21 protein-coding genes are annotated in these 20,717 nt (G+C 69.6%); 15 read left to right on the top strand and 6 right to left on the bottom strand.

Features of this window, described 5'->3' with window-relative positions; translation table 11 throughout:
- Nucleotides 1-4 precede the first annotated feature (4 nt).
- The 3 genes from glgX to V1Y59_RS08620 all read right to left on the bottom strand — a co-directional run bounded on the left by glgX (nt 5) and on the right by V1Y59_RS08620 (nt 5,527).
- Nucleotides 5-2,488, bottom strand: coding sequence for a glycogen debranching protein GlgX (gene glgX / locus V1Y59_RS08630; protein ID WP_330504417.1), 2,484 nt, complete (start codon nt 2,486-2,488; stop codon nt 5-7).
- Nucleotides 2,489-2,564: 76 nt separating this feature from the next.
- Nucleotides 2,565-4,757 carry an acyltransferase family protein gene (locus V1Y59_RS08625; RefSeq protein ID WP_330504416.1) on the bottom strand — a complete coding sequence of 731 codons (2,193 nt, stop codon included), beginning with the start codon at nt 4,755-4,757 and terminating at the stop codon, nt 2,565-2,567.
- 161 nt (nt 4,758-4,918) lie between these two features.
- On the bottom strand, nt 4,919-5,527 hold the full coding sequence (locus tag V1Y59_RS08620) for a TetR family transcriptional regulator (RefSeq protein ID WP_330504415.1): 609 nt from the start codon (nt 5,525-5,527) through the stop codon (nt 4,919-4,921).
- A 142-nt stretch (nt 5,528-5,669) separates the two neighbouring features.
- Here V1Y59_RS08620 and V1Y59_RS08615 point away from each other — a divergent pair, with 142 nt between their 5' ends.
- The 6 genes from V1Y59_RS08615 to V1Y59_RS08590 are packed head-to-tail and all read left to right on the top strand — an operon-like array spanning nt 5,670 to nt 10,928.
- Nucleotides 5,670-6,971 carry an adenosylmethionine--8-amino-7-oxononanoate transaminase gene (locus V1Y59_RS08615; protein ID WP_330504414.1) on the top strand — a complete coding sequence of 434 codons (1,302 nt, stop codon included), beginning with the start codon at nt 5,670-5,672 and terminating at the stop codon, nt 6,969-6,971.
- Nucleotides 6,968-8,155, top strand: coding sequence for an 8-amino-7-oxononanoate synthase (locus V1Y59_RS08610; RefSeq protein WP_330504413.1), 1,188 nt, complete (start codon nt 6,968-6,970; stop codon nt 8,153-8,155). The genes V1Y59_RS08615 and V1Y59_RS08610 overlap by 4 nt, the downstream gene beginning before the upstream one ends.
- Nucleotides 8,152-8,958, top strand: coding sequence for a dethiobiotin synthase (gene bioD / locus V1Y59_RS08605; RefSeq protein ID WP_330504412.1), 807 nt, complete (start codon nt 8,152-8,154; stop codon nt 8,956-8,958). Before V1Y59_RS08610 ends, bioD begins: the two co-directional genes overlap by 4 nt.
- Entirely contained in the window at nt 8,955-9,995 is a 1,041-nt protein-coding gene (gene bioB / locus V1Y59_RS08600; RefSeq protein ID WP_330504411.1) for a biotin synthase BioB, read from the top strand. Before bioD ends, bioB begins: the two co-directional genes overlap by 4 nt.
- A 16-nt stretch (nt 9,996-10,011) precedes the next feature.
- Entirely contained in the window at nt 10,012-10,296 is a 285-nt protein-coding gene (gene bsaP / locus V1Y59_RS08595; RefSeq protein WP_330504594.1) for a biotin synthase auxiliary protein BsaP, read from the top strand.
- Nucleotides 10,293-10,928 (top strand): DUF2567 domain-containing protein, encoded by a 636-nt coding sequence (locus V1Y59_RS08590; protein WP_330504410.1) that lies wholly within the window; start codon nt 10,293-10,295, stop codon nt 10,926-10,928. The genes bsaP and V1Y59_RS08590 overlap by 4 nt, the downstream gene beginning before the upstream one ends.
- Before the next feature lie 25 nt (nt 10,929-10,953).
- Here V1Y59_RS08590 and V1Y59_RS08585 read toward each other — a convergent pair whose 3' ends face one another.
- Entirely contained in the window at nt 10,954-11,214 is a 261-nt protein-coding gene (locus tag V1Y59_RS08585; RefSeq protein ID WP_330504409.1) for a helix-turn-helix transcriptional regulator, read from the bottom strand.
- A gap of 98 nt (nt 11,215-11,312) precedes the next feature.
- Here V1Y59_RS08585 and map point away from each other — a divergent pair, with 98 nt between their 5' ends.
- On the top strand, nt 11,313-12,074 hold the full coding sequence (gene map / locus V1Y59_RS08580) for a type I methionyl aminopeptidase (protein ID WP_330504408.1): 762 nt from the start codon (nt 11,313-11,315) through the stop codon (nt 12,072-12,074).
- A 6-nt stretch (nt 12,075-12,080) separates the two neighbouring features.
- Here map and V1Y59_RS08575 read toward each other — a convergent pair whose 3' ends face one another.
- Together V1Y59_RS08575 and V1Y59_RS08570 are read right to left on the bottom strand one after the other, a co-directional pair.
- A complete protein-coding gene (locus V1Y59_RS08575; protein WP_330504407.1) occupies nt 12,081-12,797 on the bottom strand; it encodes an NUDIX hydrolase in 717 nt (238 codons plus the stop codon).
- A gap of 67 nt (nt 12,798-12,864) precedes the next feature.
- The gene (locus V1Y59_RS08570; protein WP_330504406.1) at nt 12,865-13,473 is read right to left on the bottom strand and encodes a helix-turn-helix transcriptional regulator; all 609 of its coding nucleotides are present in this window, start codon (nt 13,471-13,473) and stop codon (nt 12,865-12,867) included.
- Between the two features lie 255 nt (nt 13,474-13,728).
- Here V1Y59_RS08570 and nadA point away from each other — a divergent pair, with 255 nt between their 5' ends.
- From nadA to priA, 8 genes are all read left to right on the top strand, one after another.
- Nucleotides 13,729-14,799, top strand: a complete 1,071-nt coding sequence (gene nadA / locus V1Y59_RS08565) for a quinolinate synthase NadA (RefSeq protein ID WP_330504404.1) — start codon at nt 13,729-13,731, stop codon at nt 14,797-14,799.
- Nucleotides 14,792-15,694, top strand: coding sequence for a carboxylating nicotinate-nucleotide diphosphorylase (nadC, locus tag V1Y59_RS08560; RefSeq protein WP_330504403.1), 903 nt, complete (start codon nt 14,792-14,794; stop codon nt 15,692-15,694). Before nadA ends, nadC begins: the two co-directional genes overlap by 8 nt.
- Before the next feature lie 194 nt (nt 15,695-15,888).
- Complete coding sequence (gene hisD, locus V1Y59_RS08555; protein ID WP_330504402.1) at nt 15,889-17,229, top strand: histidinol dehydrogenase; 1,341 nt, start codon at nt 15,889-15,891, stop codon at nt 17,227-17,229.
- Complete coding sequence (locus V1Y59_RS08550) at nt 17,226-18,365, top strand: histidinol-phosphate transaminase (protein ID WP_330504401.1); 1,140 nt, start codon at nt 17,226-17,228, stop codon at nt 18,363-18,365. The genes hisD and V1Y59_RS08550 overlap by 4 nt, the downstream gene beginning before the upstream one ends.
- Nucleotides 18,362-18,988, top strand: a complete 627-nt coding sequence (gene hisB, locus V1Y59_RS08545; RefSeq protein WP_330504400.1) for an imidazoleglycerol-phosphate dehydratase HisB — start codon at nt 18,362-18,364, stop codon at nt 18,986-18,988. The genes V1Y59_RS08550 and hisB overlap by 4 nt, the downstream gene beginning before the upstream one ends.
- On the top strand, nt 18,988-19,632 hold the full coding sequence (hisH, locus tag V1Y59_RS08540) for an imidazole glycerol phosphate synthase subunit HisH (protein ID WP_330504399.1): 645 nt from the start codon (nt 18,988-18,990) through the stop codon (nt 19,630-19,632). The genes hisB and hisH overlap by 1 nt, the downstream gene beginning before the upstream one ends.
- Nucleotides 19,629-19,958: a hypothetical protein gene (locus V1Y59_RS08535; RefSeq protein ID WP_330504398.1), complete on the top strand. Its 330-nt coding sequence runs from the start codon at nt 19,629-19,631 to the stop codon at nt 19,956-19,958. Before hisH ends, V1Y59_RS08535 begins: the two co-directional genes overlap by 4 nt.
- A complete protein-coding gene (priA, locus tag V1Y59_RS08530) occupies nt 19,951-20,694 on the top strand; it encodes a bifunctional 1-(5-phosphoribosyl)-5-((5-phosphoribosylamino)methylideneamino)imidazole-4-carboxamide isomerase/phosphoribosylanthranilate isomerase PriA (RefSeq protein WP_330434772.1) in 744 nt (247 codons plus the stop codon). Before V1Y59_RS08535 ends, priA begins: the two co-directional genes overlap by 8 nt.
- The last annotated feature ends 23 nt before the right edge of the window (nt 20,695-20,717 follow it).

The following is a 20,717-nucleotide window of genomic DNA, read 5'->3' as shown; positions in this document are numbered from 1 at the left end:
CGGCTCACGCCGTCCGGCGCAGCACCAGCACCGATCGCCCGCCGACGGGCACGGTCTCCTCGGCGGCGGCCGTCAGATCCGTGCTCCCGGTGGGGTCGGTGGTGTCCAGTTCACCGATCCATTCCGCGCCCCACGACGCCGACGGGAGCCGGAAGTCGATGTCGCCGTCGTGGGCGTTGAAACACACGATGAAGCTGTCGTCGACGATCTTCTCGCCGCGCTCGTCGGGCTCGCCGATGCCGTAACCGTTGAAGTAGACGGCAAGACTGCGGCCGAAACCGCTGTCCCAGTCCTCCGACGTCATCTCCTGACCGGCCGGGGTGAGCCACACGATGTCGAGGGCCTGATCGCCCCAGCGGATCGGTTTGCCCGCGAAGAACCGTCGCCGCCGGAACACCGGATGACCGGTGCGCAGCTCGATCGCCTTGCGGGTGAACTCGAGCAGGTCGGCGTTCTTCTCGGCCAGCGCCCAGTCCATCCACGCCAGCTCGGAGTCCTGACAGTAGACGTTGTTGTTGCCCTGCTGGGTGCGCCCGAACTCGTCGCCGTGCGCGAGCATCGGGGTGCCCTGGGACAGGAAGAGGGTCGCGAGGATGTTGCGTTGCTGCCGGGCACGCAGTTCCAGGATGTCCGGGTCGTCGGTGGGACCTTCGACGCCGCAGTTCCACGACCGGTTGTGACTCTCCCCGTCGCGGTTGTCCTCGCCGTTGGCCGAATTGTGTTTCTCGTTGTAGGAGACCAGATCCCGCAGGGTGAATCCGTCGTGGGCGATGACGAAGTTGATGCTCGCCAGCGGGCGTCGTCCGGTGGCCTCGTACAGATCCGACGAGCCGGTCAGGCGCGAGGCGAACTCGCCCAGGGTGGCCGGCTCGCCTCGCCAGTAGTCGCGGACGGTGTCGCGGTACTTCCCGTTCCACTCGGTCCACAGCGGCGGGAAGTTGCCGACCTGATAGCCACCCTCGCCGACGTCCCAGGGTTCGGCGATGAGCTTGACCTGACTGACCACCGGATCCTGTTGGACGAGATCGAAGAACGCCGACAGACGGTCCACGTCGTGCAGCTCCCGGGCCAGGGTGGACGCGAGGTCGAAACGGAATCCGTCGACGTGCATCTCCAACACCCAGTACCGCAGCGAGTCCATGATCAGTTGCAGGGTGTGCGGGTGGCGGCCGTTGAGGCTGTTGCCGGTTCCGGTGTAGTCCATGTACATCTCAGGATTGCCGTCGACCAGCCGGTAGTAGGCGGCGTTGTCGATCCCGCGGAACGAGATCGTCGGCCCCAGATGGTTGCCCTCGGCGGTGTGGTTGTAGACGACGTCGAGGATGACCTCGATGTCCGCGCGGTGGAACTCCCGCACCATGGCCTTGAACTCGGTCACCGCGCTGGCGGGCTGCTCGGGCTGCGACGCGTACTCCAGATGGGGGGCGAGGAACCCGAAGGTGTTGTATCCCCAGTAGTTTCGCAGCCCCTTGTCGAGCAGCACGAAATCCTGCATGAACTGGTGCACCGGCATCAGTTCGATCGCGGTGACGCCGAGGGACTTGAGGTGGTCGATGATGACCGGGTGGCACAGGCCGGCGTAGGTGCCGCGGAGATGTTCGGGCACATCGGGGTGCGTCGCCGTCATGCCCTTGACGTGCGCCTCGTAGATCACGGTCTGGTGGTAGGGGTGACGCGGGGCCCGGTCGCTCTGCCAGTCGAAGTACGGGTTGATCACCACCGACACCATGGTGTGGCCGAGCGAGTCGAGTTGCGGCATGTCGGACGGGTGCGCCGACGCCATCGGCACGCTGGGGGTCGCCGTGCCCGACACCGCCGGTTCGGGCTGGCCGCTGGTCGCCCGCACCCGGTCGGTCTCGATGATCTCGTCGCCGGTGGCGGCCGTCGGTTTCGCTGCCGGGGTCGTGTCGGCGCCGGACGCCGGCTCGGCGGTCTGGTCCCCGGGTGCCGTGTCCGCCTCGTCGGACGGTTCGGGCGCATCCTCGGCGGAGGGCTCCTCGGCAGGGGCGGCCATCGCGTAGGAGAACAACGAGGCATCCCCGTCGAACGCCCCGTGGAATGCCTTGCCGTACGGGTCGAGCAGCAGTTTGCTGGGATCGCACCGGAGCCCCTGCGACGGGTCGTAGGGACCGTGCACCCGGAAGCCGTAGAACTGTCCGGGTCCCACGTTGGGCAGGTAGCAGTGCCAGCAGTAGCCGTCGACCTCTTCGAGTCGGATCCGCTGTTCCACGCCGGCGCTGTCGATCAGGCAGAGGTCGACCGCGGTGGCAACCTCGGAGAACAGTGAGAAGTTCGTTCCCACACCGTCATAGGTGGCCCCGAGGGGATAGGCGTTCCCGGGCCAGACGATGAACGGGGTGGAGTCGGCCGGCGTCTGGGTGTAGTCGACCGGGGCGGGGACGTTGGCGATCTCCGCGGGACCGGATGTGCTCGATCCGCCGGTGGCGGGGGCCGCGAACCTGGTGAACTCGGCCTTCGGCGATTCCATGAGAAAACACTAGCGGGCCGCGGTCACCTGTTCATCTCGGACAGAATGGCTTCCGGTGTGATATCGGGCGCTGCCCTCACGGCCCCGGTGGGGCGGTCCAGGGTGCGGTCGCGGCCATCTGCCGACCGAGTTCGTCGGTCAAACTGCGGACATACGTGGCACTGAGGTGATGCCAGTCCTTGTAGACAACGATGTTGCCGACGACGGCGGGGCAAATCTCGGCGTCGCACACGCCGTCGGACAGATCGAGGGCGTGGAACATCGGGCGGGTGGCCGCGAGCTCGTCGGCGGGGTTCTCCGGTGCCAGCGCCACCGCACGACGGGTCGCGCAGCTGGTGGCCGAGCCGCCGTCGGCCAGACAGGTGGGTGTGTCGATCAGTCCCTGCGCATTGTGCGGCCAGGGAGTGTCCCGGATGCCGAACACCTCGATGCCGGAAGCAATGAATTCGTCGAAGATCGGCGGATAAGTGGGCGGCACCCAGTCGCCGGGCTGGTAGTCGCGGGGCCGTGTCGCATTGGTGAACACCGCGTCGGGATCGTCGGCGATCACCTTGTCCACGACGCGCATGACCCAGTCATGACACTCGGGGTAGGGGACTCCGTCCTGTTTGGGGACGAGTTCGGTCGACATCGGACAACCCATCTTCAGGTACGTGGTGACCTTGAAGTGATTGCGCTGGCCCAGCAGGTCCAGCGCCGAGATCCACATCTCGGCGTGGGAGCCGCCGATCAACGCGATCGTCCTGGTCGCGGTCGGGTCACCATAGACGCCGACATGAATCCTCGGGTCCTCGAAGTCGCTCATGTACCCGTCGGTGGAGGTCTCCGGAAAGTCCTGCGTGACCATCAGCGGCGATGGCTGCGGGTCGACGGCGGGAACCGGCCAGCCCTCGAGCAGGGCACGTGCGCCGGGGTAGGTCCGCGGATCGAGGTTCTTGGTGTCGACGACCATCGTGGCCACGCGGTGGTCCCAGACCTTGATGCCGATACCGGTGACCAGAGTGCCGATCACCAGCACCGACGTCACCACCGAGGTGTAGGTGACCCACTGCCTGCGACCGTCGCGGCGGGCGTGTGCCGGCTCGGCGCGGCCGCCGCGCAGCGGGTCCTCGATGTAGCGTTTGGTCAGCCACGCGAGGCCCACCGAGAGGGCCAGCAGCCCGACACCCTCGATGAAGTTGGCGTGGTTCTTCTCCCGCCAGGTGAGGTAGAAGATGAGCAGGGGCCAGTGCCACAGGTACAGCGCATACGCGATGGTGCCCAGCCACACCGGCCAGCGACTCGCCAGCATCCGATTGACCGGTGGCAATCCCTGTGGCGCGGGTGTTCCGGCACGCGGTCGTTCCAGCGCGGTGGCCCCGGCCCAGATGATGAGCAGGGTCGAACCCACCGGCACCAGCGCCCACGGGCCGGGGTACGCGTTCACGCCGTCGATCCACCAGCCGCACGTGACGATCAGCGCGAGTGCGACGACTGCGGTGACGGTGCGCAGCCAGCGCGGCACCCGCCAGCTCGGCAGCCAGATGGCGAGCAGTCCGCCGGCGAGCGGCTCCCAGAGACGCGAGAAGGTGTCGTAGTAGTTGAACTGCTGATTGACGCCCATCCGCATGTGCGCCCAGTAGAACGAGACGAGTGCCACCGCGAGGACGGCGAGGCCGACCAGGAGTCGGATGGCCCGTGGGTCGGCCACCGGGGCGATGAATCGCGCGACGAGTTTGATGAGCGCGGCGAACGCGAGCGCGACGACCAGGGTGAGTACGAAGAACTGTCCCTGCACCGACATCGACCAGATGTGTTGCAGCGGGCTGTTGGCGGAGCTCGCCGCCAGGTAGTCCTGCGAATTGAAGGCCAGATGCCAGTTCTGGTAGTACAGCGCGCTGGCGATCAGCTCGCGGCCGATGCTCACCCACCGGGTCTGCGGGATCACGACGACGGTCAGGACGGCGACAGCGATCAGCACCGTGAACAGGGCCGGGATCAGTCGTCGCAGCAGCCGCTTGAGCCGTGGCCACGGATTGATGGTGTCGCGCAGCGTGACATGGGTGGCCTGGCTGTGGATCGCATGCCGCAGCAACGACCCGACGAAGAAGTACCCCGACAGGACGAGGAAGACGTCCACACCGCCGGAGACGCGTCCGAACCAGACGTGGAAGCACGCGACCAGCGCGATCGCGATCCCGCGGAGACCGTCGAGGTCCGTGCGGTACGCGGGCACGTTGTCCGCCGGGGCCCGATGGGTCGAGGCGGTGGTGGGGGTGGTGGCTGCCACGGACTGGGGCGTCTCTCTGCTCTTCTGTGCTCGGGTCCCGGTGCTCGAGTCCGGTGCCGGGTGTCCCGGAGCGATTTACGCAGAGCAATTTACAGGTCGAAGCTGTGATATCCCGATTCGGTCCGGTGCGACACACCGTGTGCCACACCCGCCCCTGACCTTTACGTTCTCTTGACTTCAGCCGAGCTCTCGACGTCCGCCGAGGTGACGGCGGAGCGATCCGCGCGCAGGCGCGCACCGTCGAGGATCACCCCGAGGCCGTCGCCGAACTCGCCGCCGAAATCGCGTCCGGACGGTCCGGTCACCTGCAGGCGCTCCATCTGCGCGCGCGTCTGCTCCTCAATCGTGAGTCCGATCGCGAGCTGACACACGGCGGTCGCGACCGCGTGGGCGTCGCGATCGCTCAGTCCGCCGTCGCGGGCGGCTGCCGCCAACTGCGTCACGATCGTCTTCGCCGACAGCCCGCTGGCCCAGCTCGACGAGACGACCTCGGCGCTGTCCGGAACCTCGAGCAATGCCGCGCGCAACCCCCTGGCGAGGTGGGCAAGTCGGTCGTCCCACCGCAGGTGGGTGGGTGCGTCGGGTATCTGCTCGAGGATGTCGTCGGACAACGCGGCCAACAGGGTCTGCTTGTTCGGGAAGTGCCAGTACAGCGCATTGGGACGGACTCCGAGGTCCGCGGCGAGCCGCCGCATCGACAGGTCGGCCAGGCTGTGCTCGGCGAGGATGTCGCGGGCCGCGCGGAGGACATCGACTCGGCTGTTGCTCACCCGCCCAGCGTAGGCGGCCTGTACAGCGTTCAGGAAAAAGCCTGTACAGTGTTCAGGAAATCGCGTCCTGGACACCGTCCAGGGCGACCGCCCGAGACGCGCCGCCGGCGTGGACTCGCCGACACCGTGAGGACGATCTGGCGTGGACCAGCCCACCATCAGCCGTATCGATGCCGAGCACATCTGGCATCCGTACGGTGCGATGCCGGCGCCGGTGGCGCCGCTGGTGGTGCGCGGTGCGCGCGGCGTTCGGATCGAACTCGCCGACGGCCGGCACGTCGTCGACGGGATGAGTTCCTGGTGGGCCGCCATCCACGGGTATCGGCATCCGGTGCTCGATGCCGCCCTGGTCGAGCAGTCGGCGTCGATGTCGCACGTCATGTTCGGCGGCCTCACCCACGAACCGGCTGCGCGGCTGGCCGAACTGCTCGTGTCGATCACCCCCGACGACCTGCAGAAGGTGTTCTTCTGCGACTCCGGCTCGGTCTCGGTCGAGGTCGCGGTCAAGATGGCGCTGCAGTACTGGCGCAGCTGCGGCGAGACCCGGCGCACCCGACTCCTGACGTGGCGTGGCGGATACCACGGCGACACCTTCACCCCGATGAGCGTGTGCGACCCCGAGGGCGGCATGCACTCGATGTGGACCGACGTCCTGACCGATCAGGTGTTCGTCCCACCGCCACCGGTCGGGTTCGACGCCGACTATGTCGCGGTTCTCGAGGCGGCCGTGGCCGAACACCGCGACCGGCTCGCCGCGGTCATCGTCGAACCCGTCGTGCAGGGTGCCGGGGGCATGCGGTTCCACGACCCGCGCTACCTCACGGAGTTGCGGCGCATCTGCGACCGTGCCGGTGTGTTGCTGATCTTCGACGAGATCGCCACCGGGTTCGGACGTACCGGGGAGCTGTTCGCCGCCGACCACGTCGGGGTCACCCCGGACATCATGTGCCTCGGCAAGGCACTCACCGGCGGCTACCTCACCCTCGCCGCCACCCTGTGCACCACCGAGATCGCGCAGACGATCAGCGAAGGCGAGGCAGGCGGACTCGCCCACGGCCCGACCTTCATGGCGAATCCGCTTGCCTGCGCGGTCGCCGTCGCCGCGATCGAGCTGCTGCTGTCGTCGGAGTGGCGCCAGCGTGTGCGCGCGATCGAACGCGGCCTGAACGACGGCCTCGGTGACCTCGCGGGCAAGGGCGGGGTCGTCGACGTCCGCGTCCTCGGCGCCATCGGCGTGGTGCAGCTGGACCGGCCGGTCGACATGGGCGCCGCGACGTCGGCGGCGGTCGATTCGGGGGTGTGGCTGCGGCCGTTCCGCGACAACGTCTACGTGATGCCGCCGTTCGTCTGCACCGACGACGACATCGCCACCATCTGCCGCGGCGTGCGCGCCGCCGTCGACGCCTGCCTGTCCGCCGACCTCGCCGTGGAAGGTGCCCGATGACCACCACCGATTCCGTGCTGTCGGACCTGCTCGACACCGCCACCGCGCGCGAGGACGCGCTGGGTTGGCTCGCCGAGGAGGCCGAGCGGGTGAAGTCCGCCGGACTGCACCGCGACCCGGTCGTCCGCCGCGCCGAACTGCCGATGATCAACCTGGCATCCAACGACTACCTGGGACTCTCCACCCACCCCGACGTCGTCGCCGGCGGCCACGCCGCACTGGACACCTGGGGTGCCGGGTCGACAGCGTCTCGGCTCGTCGTCGGCACCACCGCCGCACACGTCGACCTCGAGGACGACCTCGCCGGCTTTCTCGGATTCCCCGCGGCGCTCGCATTCTCCTCGGGCTACCTCGCCAACATCGGCGCGATCACCGCGCTCGCCGGACGCGGCGATCTCATCGTCAGCGACACCGGAACCCATGCGTCCCTGATCGACGGGTGCCGTCTGTCGCGGGCACGGGTGGTGGTCGTGGACCGCGGCGACCACGCGGCCGTGCGCGATGCGCTGCGGGCCCGCACCGAAGCCCGGGCCCTGGTGGTGACCGACTCGGTCTACAGCATCGACGGTGAACCGGCGCCGGTGGCGGAGCTGTACGCCGCCGCTCGCGACGGCGGCGCCGCGCTGCTCGTCGACGAGGCCCATGCCGTCGGCGTCCGCGGTCCCGGCGGGCGGGGACTGATCGCCGAGCTCGGCCTGTCCGGGGCCCCCGACCTGGTGATGACGACCGTCCTGTCGAAGTCGCTCGGCGCCCAGGGCGGCGTGGTGCTCGGCCCCGAACTGCTGCGATCGCATCTCATCGACCGCGCTCGCACGTTCATCTTCGACACGGGGCTGAACCCGGCAGCGGTGGGCGCCGTACACGCCGCGTTGCGCCTGCTGCGAGCCGATCCGTCGATGCCCGGACGGTTGCGCGACAACGCCATTCGCCTCGCGGAAGCCGTCGGCGCGCCGATGCCGTCGGCCGCGGTGATCTCGTTGATCGTCGGCGACCCGCGAGCCGCCGTCGCGGCTGCGGCACACTGTCGCGACCGTGGTGTGCTGGTGGGCTGCTTTCGGCCACCCTCGGTTCCCGCCGGCACCTCGCGGCTGCGGCTGACCGTGCGCGCCGACCTCGACGTCGACGTCGTCGACCATGTCGCCGACGTCGTCAACGAGGCACTGACCACGGTGGGCGCCCGATGACGGCGCCCGGCCGCGTCATCGCGGTCGCCGGTACCTCGACCGATGTCGGCAAGACGATCGTCACCGCGGCGCTGGTCGCCGCCACCCGCGCCGCCGGGCGCTCACCCGCGGTGTGCAAGCCGGCGCAGACGGGGATCGGGCCCGGCGAACCGGGCGACCTCGCCGTCATCGACGACCTGGCGGGACCGGTTGCCACAGCCGAATGCGTCCGCTATCCCGACCCCCTCGCCCCGGAGACCGCCGCCCGACTGGCCGGGCTGTCGGCGCTGGACCTCGACACCGCATCGGAGGCGATCGCCGGGCTCGCGGCGGCTCACGACGTGACCTTCGTCGAGGGTGCCGGCGGGGTGTTGGTCCGGCTGGCCGGCGGCCTCACCCTGCTCGACGTCGCCGCCGTTGCCGACGCCCCGATCGTCGTCGTGGTCCCGGCCGGACTCGGCGCCCTCAACCACGCGGAGCTGACCACTCGCGCCATCCGCGCCCACGGCCTGCGCCCGGCCGGCCTGATCATCGGGTCCTGGCCGACCGACCCCGACCTCGCGATGCGCTGCAACCGCGACGACCTGCCGCGACTGACCGGGGTGCCGATCGTCGGGACGATCCCGGCGGGAGCCGGCGATCTGGAGCCGTCCGAGTTCCGCCGCCGCGCCCCCGGCTGGATCGATCGCACCTGGCTGCTGCGCGAACTCGCCCCCACCGCCCCGCCGACGGAACCCCGATTCGCGCCGACAGCACCCACTTTCGCGCCGACAGCACCCTCCACGTCACCGAACCGACAGTCCACAGAAGGAGTTCTCCCGTGACCCAGGCCCCCGTCGCCCCCGGCTCCGCGCAGTCGCAGACCGCCGACGACATCCTCACCGTCGCCCGCACACAGGTGCTCGAGCAGGGCCAAGCGCTCGACCGCGAGCAGGTCCTGCAGGTGCTGCGTCTGCCCGACGACCGGCTTCCCGAGCTGCTCGAACTCGCCCACGACGTGCGGATGCGGTGGTGCGGTCCCGAGGTGGAGGTCGAGGGCATCATCTCGCTGAAGACCGGAGGCTGCCCCGAGGACTGCCACTTCTGCTCGCAGTCGGGCCTGTTCGAATCGCCGGTGCGCAGCGCCTGGATCGACATCCCGTCGCTGGTGGAGGCGGCCAAGCAGACCGCGAAGACCGGCGCCACCGAGTTCTGCATCGTCGCGGCGGTCCGCGGCCCGGACAAGCGTCTGCTCAGTCAGGTCGCCGCCGGCATCGAAGCGATCCGCAACGAGGTCGACATCCAGATCGCGTGCAGCCTCGGCATGCTCACCCAGGAGCAGGTCGATCAGCTCAAGGACATGGGTGTCCATCGCTACAACCACAACCTGGAGACCGCGCGCAGCCACTTCCCGAATGTCGTCACCACGCACACGTGGGAGGAGCGATGGGACACGCTGCGGATGGTGCGCGACGCCGGCATGGAGGTGTGCTGCGGCGGCATCCTCGGCATGGGGGAGAGCCTCGAACAGCGCGCCGAGTTCGCCGCCGACCTCGCCTCCCTCGAACCCGACGAGGTCCCGCTGAACTTCCTGAACCCGCGGCCGGGCACCCCGTTCGGTGATCTCGACGTCCTGCCGGCGTCCGAGGCGCTCAAGTCGGTCGCGGCGTTCCGGCTCGCTCTGCCCCGCACGATCCTGCGTTTCGCCGGTGGCCGGGAGATCACGCTCGGCGACCTCGGTGCCAAGCAGGGCATCCTCGGCGGGATCAACGCGGTCATCGTCGGCAACTACCTGACCACCCTGGGGCGTCCGGCCGAACAGGACCTCGATCTGCTGACCGATCTGTCGATGCCGATCAAGGCACTCAACGACAGCCTCTAGGCTCGAACACGTGACCATGTCGACGACACCGGACCCCGCGCCCACCCTGGCCCCGTCACCCGTCGCGCCCGAGATCCCCGGCCCGCTCGCCCAGCCGTGCCGGTTCGGCGTCTACACCGGCCTGGAACTCGAACTCCAGGCGGCCGACGCCGTCCCGACCTCGGCTCGGATGGGCCTCGAACCGCCGCGGTTCTGCGGGCAGTGCGGCCGGCGGATGGTGGTGCAGGTGCGCCCCGACGGCTGGGGTGCGCGCTGTTCGCGTCACGGGACGGTCGACTCGACCGAACTGGGACAACGGTGACCGACCCGGCGCCGAGCGCGCCGGTCATCCCCGAAGAGTCGCCCGCGGCCACCTTGCGACGGCACTCGGCCGACCGGCCGATCGCCGCGCTGGCCGCGGTCGCCGGCGCGATCGTCCTGCTCGGCGTCGTCGTCGGGGTGCTGTGGGCGGTGGTGACGCCGGCCTTGACCGGCCGGGTCGTGTCCGCGGATTCGGCGATCGTGCCCGCCACCGCGTTCGGTTCGGAGTTCGCGGCGGTCGGCACCTTCGCATTGCTGTTGTTCGGGTACGGCATCATCGCGGTGCTCATCGGCTGGATCGCATGTCGGGCCTGGCGCGGGCCGGTCGGATTCGTCGTCGTCGCGGCGGCGACGGTGGCCGGCTCGATCGTGGCGGCCGTCGTCGGCACCTGGGTGGTCGACTGGCGATTCGAGGATCCGCGGGCGATGCCGGTGGGATCGACCTTCTACGTCGTCCCCGACCTGTGGCTCGACGGAGCCGTACGCGGCGGATTCGGTGGCAGCTGGGTCCTGTTCGTCTGTGCACCGCTGGCCGCCGCCCTGTTCTACCTGGGTGCGGCGCTGGCGTCGCGCACCGCGGATCTGGGTGTCGGCGACCTCGACGAAATGCACGAACCGGCCGCGGCCGGCTGACCGGCACCTCCGCCGGGCGACCCGCTCAGCCGGTCTGGACCGGGCTGCCGACGACGACGTCGGCGAGCTTCTCGACCGGCACCTCGAGCGATCGGGCCAACGCGACGACCGTCGCGAACGACGGGGTCAGCAATCTCCCGCTCTCGATCTTGCGCAACGTCTCCGGGGAGATCCCCGCGCGGTCGGCGACGTCGGCGACCGTCCGGTCGGCACGGGATTCCCGCAGCACCCCGCCGAGCCGTCGGCCGGCGGCGATCTGTTCGGGGGTCAGCGGGGCGCGCACCATGCCCAACCCTAACCCGGACCGGTATGAAAATACCGATGACGTCGCGTACCGTGAGGCGGGAAGTGGTATTTAAATACCGACACAGCGGAGAGGGCATCGTGATCGAACTGAAGAGTCGCGACGAGGTCGCCGCCATGCGGGTGACCGGACGATTCATCGCCGACCTGCTCGACGACCTGTCAGCGCGCGCCGAGCCGGGCATCAACCTGCTCGACCTCGAGATGCGGGCACGCGAGCTGATCGAGCGACGCGGGGCGGTGTCGTGCTACTGGGACTACGCGCCGTCCTTCGGCCGCGGGCCCTTCCGGAACGTGATCTGCCTTTCCCTCAACGACGCGGTGCTGCACGGTCTTCCGCACGACGAGGTGCTCGCCGACGGGGATGTGCTGAGTATGGACATCGCCGTGGCGATCGATGGGTGGGTCGCCGACTCGGCCCGGACGGTGATCGTCGGTTCCCCGCGCGACGACGACGCATTCCTGGTCGAGACCACCCGGCTGGCATTGGCCGCCGGGATCGACGCCGCGCGACCCGGCAATCGGCTCGGCGACATCTCGGCCGCGATCGGCACGGTCTGCACCGAGCGGGGATTCCCGGTCAACACCATGTTCGGCGGGCACGGCCTGGGTCGGACGATGCATGAGGATCCGCACGTGTCCAACCAGGGGCGCCGGGGAACCGGCATGCGGTTGCGGCCCGGCCTGACCCTGGCGCTGGAACCGTGGCTGGCGCACAGCACCTCGGACATCGTCTACGATCCGGACGGCTGGACGATCCGGTCCGCCGACGGTTCCCGCACCGCGCACAGCGAGCACACGATCGCCGTCACCGACACCATTGCCGAGGTCCTCACCGCCTGAAGCGGGTCACATCGGCGGTCGCAGGGTCGCGAACTCGTCGGTCACGCGAAGTTGTTTGTCGGCGAACGCGTACAGCGCGGGCGGACGGCCCCCGGAGCGGCCGGTCTTGCCGACGGTGCCGGTGGCGACCACCACGGCCCGGCGACTCAGAATGCGCAGCAGATTGGTCGTGTCGACCGCGTAACCCAATGCAGCGCAATAGATCTCCGACAGTTGCGACATGGGGAACCGACTCGGGGCGAGCGCGAACGCGATGTTGGTGTAGGACAGCTTCGCCGCGAGCCGATGCCGCGCGGCCTCGACGATCTCTGCGTGGTCGAATGCCAGGGTGGGCAGGGCGTCGACCGGATGCCATGCGCTGGCGTGCGGTAGTTCGGTCGGCACATCGCTGGGGACCAGCGCCAGATACGTCGACGCGATGGTGCGGGTTCCCGGGAGCCGGTGTGGATCGGAGAACACGGCCAACTGTTCGAGGTGGGCGATGTTCGCGATCGCGACCGAATCGGCGACGGCCCGTCGCGCGCTGGTCTCCAGCGTCGCGTCGGCCGCCACCGCGCCACCGGGCAGCGTCCACGGTCCGTCCGTGTCGTGTCCGAGAAGGACACACAGCACCGGGTCGGTGTCTGCGGTCATCTCCTGCACCTGGAACACGGCGGTCAGCGTCTCGACCTCCACGTCCGATGTCCCGGCGGCTGCGGGCGAACTCGGCGGGGGCGTCGGCATGGCGTCGATTGTAGGGTGACCGGCGGCGATCCTCGGGCCGCCGCGGTGCGCCACACCGTCGGTGCGCTCACAATTCGTCGAGCGACATGATCCCGTCCTGGATGGCGCGTGCGGCGAGCGCGGCCTTGGTCCGAGCAGTCCGGTCGACGGCCGTGTACTTGGCACGAATCCGGGTCAGGTGTGTGTTCACCGTGCCGATCGAGATCGTCAATTCCTCGGCGACGGCGATCTTCGAATCGGTGAGCAACCAGGTCCGCAGCACCTGGATCTCGCGGTCGGTGAGTCCGGGGCGGCGGCGCACCACCACGCCGGGGCTCGATGCCTCGGGGGTCGGGGGGTGTGCAGAGTGGGTGCCGCCGAAAGCGGGCGCCGGGCGGGACGGTGCCGGCGGGCTGGGCCGTGTGGTGGCGGCGGGGGTGACCAGGTGCATGTGGCCCCGCGCGCGCGGGTCGTCGAGGGGCCGTCGCACGGTGGCCGGGTGCCCGTGGGCCGGCGGTGCCGGTGTGGGCGCCCCGGGCTGACCGGGGAGCGGCATCCGTCGCGCGGTGAGGCGGGCGAGTGCGGCCTCCCGGCGCTGGGCCGCGGCCTCCGCGCGCCGGCTCGCGCCGGGTGCTGCCCCCAGCGGGCCGGCGGGACGCGGTGAGGTGGGTGGTGCGTCGAACGGTGAAACGGTCATCGCGCTGCTCGCAATCTGCTTTACGGCCCCCGGGCTCGGTCTCCCGATGTCGACCTGACCCGGACGGATGTGTGGGTACATCGATGACGCTAGGTTTCGGGCGCGCCGGGGTAACGAGTAGTCGACTACTCGAATTGCCGACGGGAATGGCGCAGATCGACCCGGTGTTACGATGGACATAGTTTTCGATCACCAGTCGAAAACTTCAGGCGCCGGGGCCGGCCCGCCCCGAGCCAGACGCGTGAGGAGTGTCCGATGAGCATCACCAGCGACCGCCCAGCCGTGGCCGACACAGCAACCGTCACGGTCGGTCTGATGGACGCCGAGTGGACCGATGGTCCCGGCGGATACGGCGGTGTGGAGCCCACGCCGGAATGGGCCGACGAGGTGCGCCGGCTCGCCCGCGCCCGCAACGCGACCCTGCTTGCGCACAACTACCAGTTGCCGGCCATCCAGGACGTCGCCGACCACGTCGGTGACTCGCTGGCGTTGTCCCGGATCGCCGCCGAGGTCGACGCCGACGAGATCATCTTCTGCGGCGTGCACTTCATGGCCGAGACCGCCAAGATCCTCAGCCCGGACAAGCGTGTACTGATCCCGGATGAGCGCGCCGGCTGTTCGCTCGCCGACTCGATCACCGCCGACGAACTGCGGGAATGGAAGTCCGAACACCCCGACGCCGTGGTGGTCTCGTACGTGAACACCACCGCCGAGGTGAAGGGCCTCACCGACATCTGCTGCACGTCGTCCAATGCGGTCGACGTGGTCGCTTCGATCGATCCGGATCGGGAGGTGCTGTTCCTGCCGGATCAGTTCCTCGGCGCGCACGTGAAACGGGAGACCGGGCGCGACAACATCCACATCTGGGCGGGCGAATGCCACGTCCACGCCGGCATCAACGGCGACGAACTCGCGGACCAGGCGAGTAGTCACCCCGACGCCGATCTGTTCATCCACCCGGAATGCGGGTGTGCGACGTCGGCCCTCTACCTGGCCGGGGAAGGTGCCGTGCCGGAAGAGAAGGTGAAGATCCTGTCCACCGGCGGGATGCTCGACGCGGCCCGCGAGACCGGCGCCAAGCAGGTGCTCGTCGCGACCGAGATCGGCATGCTGCACCAGCTGCGCAAGGCTGCCCCCGGCGTCGACTTCCAGGCCGTCAACGACCGTGCGTCCTGCCCATACATGAAGATGATCACCCCGGCCGCCCTGCTGCGGTCGCTACGCGAGGGGCGTGACGAGGTGTTCGTCGCCGACGACGTCGCAGAACGTGCCCGCAAGAGCGTCGAGCGGATGATCGCGATCGGTAACCCGGGTTCCGGTGAGTGACGGTTTCGTCGGACAGGTCGGGGCAGCGGCGGAGCTCGACCTCGCTGTCACCGACGAGGTCCGCGCACTGATCCGGACCGCCCTCGACGAGGACCTCCGCTACGGTCCGGACGTCACCACCGCCGCCACCGTCCCCGCCGACGCCACGACCGACGCGGCGATCGTCAGTCGCGGACACGGCGTGATCGCCGGGGTGCCGGTGGTTCTCGCGGTGCTCGACGAGGTCATCGGAGCCGGCGGTTACTCGGTGACCGCCGCTGTCGACGACGGCGCCCACGTGGGCCCCGGCGACGTCGTCCTGGGCATCCACGCGCCGACCGGCGCACTGCTCACCGCCGAACGGACCGCCCTGAACCTGATCTGCCATCTGTCCGGCATCGCGACCGCCACCGCGCTCTGGGTCGACGCCGTCGACGGCACCGACACCAAGGTGCGTGATTCCCGCAAGACCCTCCCCGGGCTGCGTTACCTGCAGAAATACGCGGTCCGCGCGGGCGGGGGAGTCAACCACCGGCTCGGGCTGGGCGATGCCGCGCTGATCAAGGACAACCACGTCGTGGCGGCCGGTTCGGTGAGCGCGGCACTGTCCGCGGTCCGCGCGAGCGCGCCCGGCCTCCCGGTCGAGGTGGAGGTGGACTCGTTGGCCCAGCTCGACGAGGTGCTGGCCCTCGAACCGCAACTCGTCCTCCTCGACAACTTCGCGCTGTGGGAGACCCAGATGGCGGTGCAGCGACGCAACACGCGCTCACCGCAGACGAAGCTCGAGAGCTCGGGCGGGTTGACGCTGGACGTCGCCGGTGATTACGCCCGCACCGGCGTCGACTATGTCGCCGTCGGCGCACTCACCCACTCCGTCGCCGCGCTCGACCTCGGCCTGGACATCCCCGCGCCCTGATCCCACGCGCTTACGCGCACCCTCCACCCAGACGCGCAGGCAGCAGCAACCTGCGCGTCTGGTTGGTGGGTGCGCGTTCCCGTTCCACGTAGCTCGATACGGGAGGGTGTGTTCGCCACGCCCCCGACCGGATTCGAAACCAGGTGGCGCCACCCCATATCCTGAAGGGGAACCCCAGCTCACCAGGAGAGAACATGCTCGCCCGAACCGACCTGCGCGGTGCCACGCCGACGCTCGCAGAACTGCGACGTGCGTTGCCGCGCGGGGGCACCGATGTCAACGCCGTCCTCGACACGGTGGCGCCGGTGGTCCATGCGGTCGCCGACGGGGGCACCGAGGCCGCACTCGGCTACGGCGAGAAGTTCGACGGCGTGCGCCCGACGTCGGTGCGCGTACCGGCGGCCGTGATCGCCGATGCGCTCGACCGGCTCGACCCGGCGGTCGCCGACGCGCTGCGGGAATCGATCGCGCGGGCCCGCACGGTGCACGCCGACCAGCGTCGGGAGACCACCCGCACCCAGGTGGTCGACGGCGGCGTGGTCAGCGAGAAGTGGATCCCGGTCCGTCGGGTCGGCCTGTACGTCCCGGGCGGCAACGCCGTCTACCCGTCGTCGGTGATCATGAACGTGGTCCCGGCACAGGAAGCGGGAGTCGGTTCCCTCGTCATCGCCTCGCCGCCGCAGAAGGAGTTCGGCGGGTGGCCGCACCCGACGATCCTCGCCGCCTGTGCGCTGCTCGACGTCGACGAGGTGTGGGCGGTCGGTGGCGCCCAGGCCGTCGCACTGCTCACCTACGGCGGTGCCGACACCGACGCCGCGGATCAGCCCGGATCGGTGCTCGATCCGGTCGACCTCATCACCGGACCCGGCAACATCTACGTCACCGCCGCCAAACGACTCTGCCGCGGGGTGGTCGGCATCGACTCGGAGGCCGGCCCCACCGAGATCGCGATCCTCGCCGACGACAGCGCCGATGCGGGCATCCTCGCCTCCGATCTGATCAGCCAGGCCGAGCACGACGTCCTCGCCGCATCGGTCCTCGTCACCGACAGCGCCGCACTGGCCGACGCGGTCGACGCGGCACTCGACGAGCAGGTGGCCGCCACCAAGCACCGTGAACGCGTGACCACCGCGCTGTCGGGCAAGCAGTCCGGGATCGTGCTCGTGGACGACCTCGACGCCGGCCTCGCCGTCGTCGACGCCTACGCCGCCGAACACCTCGAGATCCAGACCCGCGATGCCGCCACGGTCGCCGACCGCGTGCACAACGCCGGCGCGATCTTCGTCGGCCCGTACGCCCCGGTGAGCCTCGGCGACTACTGCGCCGGGTCGAATCACGTTCTGCCGACCTCGGGTTCGGCGCGGTTCGCATCCGGGCTGTCGGTGCAGACCTTCCTCAAGGGTGTCCACGTCATCGACTACGACGAGGCCGCCCTGCGCGACGTCGCCGACCACGTCGTGACCCTCGCCGATGCGGAAGACCTTCCGGGACACGGTGATGCCGTGCGTCAGCGATTCGTCGGGGGACGGGCGTGAGCACTCCGCAGACCGTGGTCCCCGGGCTCGGCGTGACCATCGACGACCTGCCGTTGCGTGAGAACCTGCGGGGCAAGAGTCCCTACGGTGCACCGCAACTCAAGGTCGCCGTGGTGCTCAACACCAACGAGAATCCGCATCCGCCGTCGGAGGCGTTGATCGCCGATGTCGCGGACTCGGTGCGTGCCGCCGCCGCGGAACTGCACCGCTACCCCGACCGCGACGCAGTGGCGTTGCGCGCCGACCTCGCCGAGTACCTCACCGAGGCGACCGGGGTGCAGCTCACCACGGAAAATCTGTGGGCGGCAAACGGTTCCAACGAAATCCTGCAGCAGCTGCTGCAGACCTTCGCCGGGCCGGGACGCAGCGCACTGGGGTTCGTGCCGTCGTATTCGATGCACCCGATCATCTCCGACGGCACCGACACCACCTGGCTGCACGCGGTGCGGGCGTCCGATTTCTCGCTCGACGTCGACTACGCGGTCGCCGAGGTGACCAATCGGCGGCCCGACGTCGTCTTCGTGACCTCGCCGAACAATCCCACCGGCGGATCGATCGGCAACGACGAGCTGCGCGCCATCGTCGAGGTGGCACCCGGCATCGTGATCGTCGACGAGGCCTACGGCGAGTTCTCCGACCAGCCCAGCGCGGTCGAACTCATCGACGAGTACCCGACGAAGGTCGTCGTCAGCCGCACCATGAGCAAGGCCTTCGCGTTCGCCGGCGGCCGGCTCGGGTATCTCGCGGCATCACCGGCCATCGTCGACGCGTTGCAGCTCGTGCGGCTCCCGTACCACCTGTCGGTGCTCACGCAGGCGGCCGCGCGAGCGGCGCTCCGCCACCGCGACGACACCCTGGCCGGCGTGGCCGCGATCATCGCCGAACGCAAACGGGTGGCCGCCGAACTCGACGCACTCGGGTACCGGGTGATCGACTCCGACGCGAACTTCCTGCTGTTCGGCCGATTCCGGGACGCGCCGGCCACCTGGCAGCGCTACCTCGACGACGGCGTGTTGATCCGCGACGTCGGAATCGCCGGACATCTGCGTGTCACCATCGGACTGGCGACCGAGAACGACGCCTTCCTCGACGTCAGCCGCACCCTGGCCGCAACCGACCTGGAGAAGACTCAGTGACCACCACGACCGCACCCCGCATCGCGCGCGTCGAACGCACCACCAAGGAGTCGTCGATCACCGTCGAACTCAACCTCGACGGCACCGGCGTCACCCAGATCTCCACGGGCATCGCGTTCTTCGACCACATGCTCACCGCATTCGGTCAGCACGGCAGTTTCGACCTCACCGTCGAGGCCACCGGCGACGTCGAGGTGGAGGGACACCACACCATCGAGGACACCGCCATCGTCCTCGGCCAGGCGCTCGGCGAGGCCCTCGGCGACAAGAAGGGCATCCGTCGCTTCGGGGACTGCTTCATCCCGATGGACGAGACCCTCGCGCACGCCGTCGTCGACGTCTCCGGGCGGCCCTACTGCGTCCACACCGGCGAACCCGAGCACCTGCTCACCGCGGTCATCGGCGGGTATCCCGGCGTGCCGTACTCGACGGTGATCAACCGCCACGTCTTCGAGTCGATCGCGCTCAACGCACGGATCGCGTTGCACGTGCGCGTGCTCTACGGCCGCGACCAGCACCACATCACCGAGGCGGAGTTCAAGGCCGTCGCACGGGCCTTGCGCGCCGCCACCGAACGCGACCCGCGGGTGGCCGGCGTGCCGTCGACGAAGGGAGCTCTCTGATGGCGGGCGCTCCCGCGGTCACCATCCTCGACTACGGCTCCGGAAACCTCCGATCGGCGCAGCGGGCGCTGGAGCGCGCGGGCGCCGACGTCACCGTCACCGACGACCGCGACACCGCGATCGAGTGCGACGGCCTGGTGGTCCCCGGCGTCGGTGCCTTCGCCGCCTGTATGGAAGGCCTGACCGCGGTCAAGGGTGAACGCATCATCGACCACCGCCTCGCCGGCGGACGCCCCGTCCTCGGGATCTGCGTGGGCATGCAGATCCTGTTCGAACGCGGCGTCGAGTTCGGTGTCGAGGCCGACGGCTGCGGCGAGTGGCCGGGCACGGTCAGTCGGCTGCCCGCGCCCGTGCTGCCGCACATGGGGTGGAACACCGTGCAGGCCCCGGCCGAATCGGTCCTGTTCGACGGCCTCGACGCCGACACCCGCTTCTACTTCGTGCACTCCTACGCCGCGCAGAGCTGGGAGATGGACAACGACGGAACGCCCTTGGCGGCACCGAAACTCACCTGGTCCCACCACGGCGGACCGTTCTTGGCCGCGGTGGAGAACGGGGTCCTCGCCGCCACCCAGTTCCATCCGGAGAAATCCGGCGACGCCGGGGCCCACCTGCTCCGGAACTGGGTGCGGTCGCTGACATGACCGCCGACGGGCCGCGATTCTCCTTCGGCAGGCTCGTGCTCTTCTCACTGGGCGCGGGCGTGCTGGTGCTCGTGGTGTCGATCCCGATCATCCTGCTGGTGGCGCAGTGGTCACCGGTCGCAGGCCTCGTCGTGGCACTGATCGCCGTGTTGGCGATGGTCGCCGCGATCGGTACGGTGTCTCGCCGGATGATCTCGACCGCCGAACGGGAGATCCTCGCCGCCCGTGCAGCCGAGGAAGACGCGGCACATCAGCAGCCACCGCCCCACGAACCCGGCACCCACAAGGTCGAACCGACAGACAGGAACACTCCCACCGATGGGTAACACCCTTGAACTCCTTCCGGCCGTCGACGTCGCCGACGGCCAGGCCGTTCGCCTCGTGCAGGGCGCGGCGGGCACCGAGACGTCCTACGGCTCACCCCGCGACGCGGCCCTGGCCTGGCAGACCGACGGTGCCGAGTGGATTCATCTGGTCGATCTCGACGCGGCGTTCGGTCGTGGCAACAATCGTGAGCTGCTGGCAGGTGTCGTCGGAGAACTCGACGTGAAGGTCGAACTCTCCGGCGGCATCCGCGACGACGACTCGCTGGCCGCCGCACTGGCGACCGGCTGCGCACGGGTGAACCTCGGAACCGCTGCCCTGGAGAACCCCGACTGGTGCGCACGCGCCATCGACCGCCACGGAGACCGGATCGCGGTGGGCCTCGACGTCATCCGCGACGGCGAGTCGTACCGCCTGCGCGGGCGTGGCTGGGTCACCGACGGCGGAGACCTGTGGGAGGTGCTCGAGCGCCTCGACCGCGACGGCTGCGCCCGATACGTCGTCACCGACGTGTCCAAGGACGGAACCCTCGGCGGACCCAACCTCGACCTGCTCGCCGAGGTCGCCGCCGCCACGTCGGCGCCCATCGTCGCGTCCGGAGGCGTGTCCGCGCTCGACGACCTGGTGGCGATCGCCGGCCTCGTGGATCGGGGAGTGGAGGGTGCCATCGTCGGCAAGGCCCTCTACGCCGGCCGCTTCACGTTGCCCGACGCGCTCGCCGCCGTCGCCGCATCGTGACTGACCGCGCCCCCATGAACCGC

The sequence above is a fragment of the Gordonia prachuapensis genome (assembly GCF_036350515.1).
In the GTDB taxonomy this organism is placed as follows: Bacteria; Actinomycetota; Actinomycetes; order Mycobacteriales; family Mycobacteriaceae; genus Gordonia; species Gordonia prachuapensis.
This window is presented reverse-complemented; position numbering and strand designations above follow the sequence as displayed.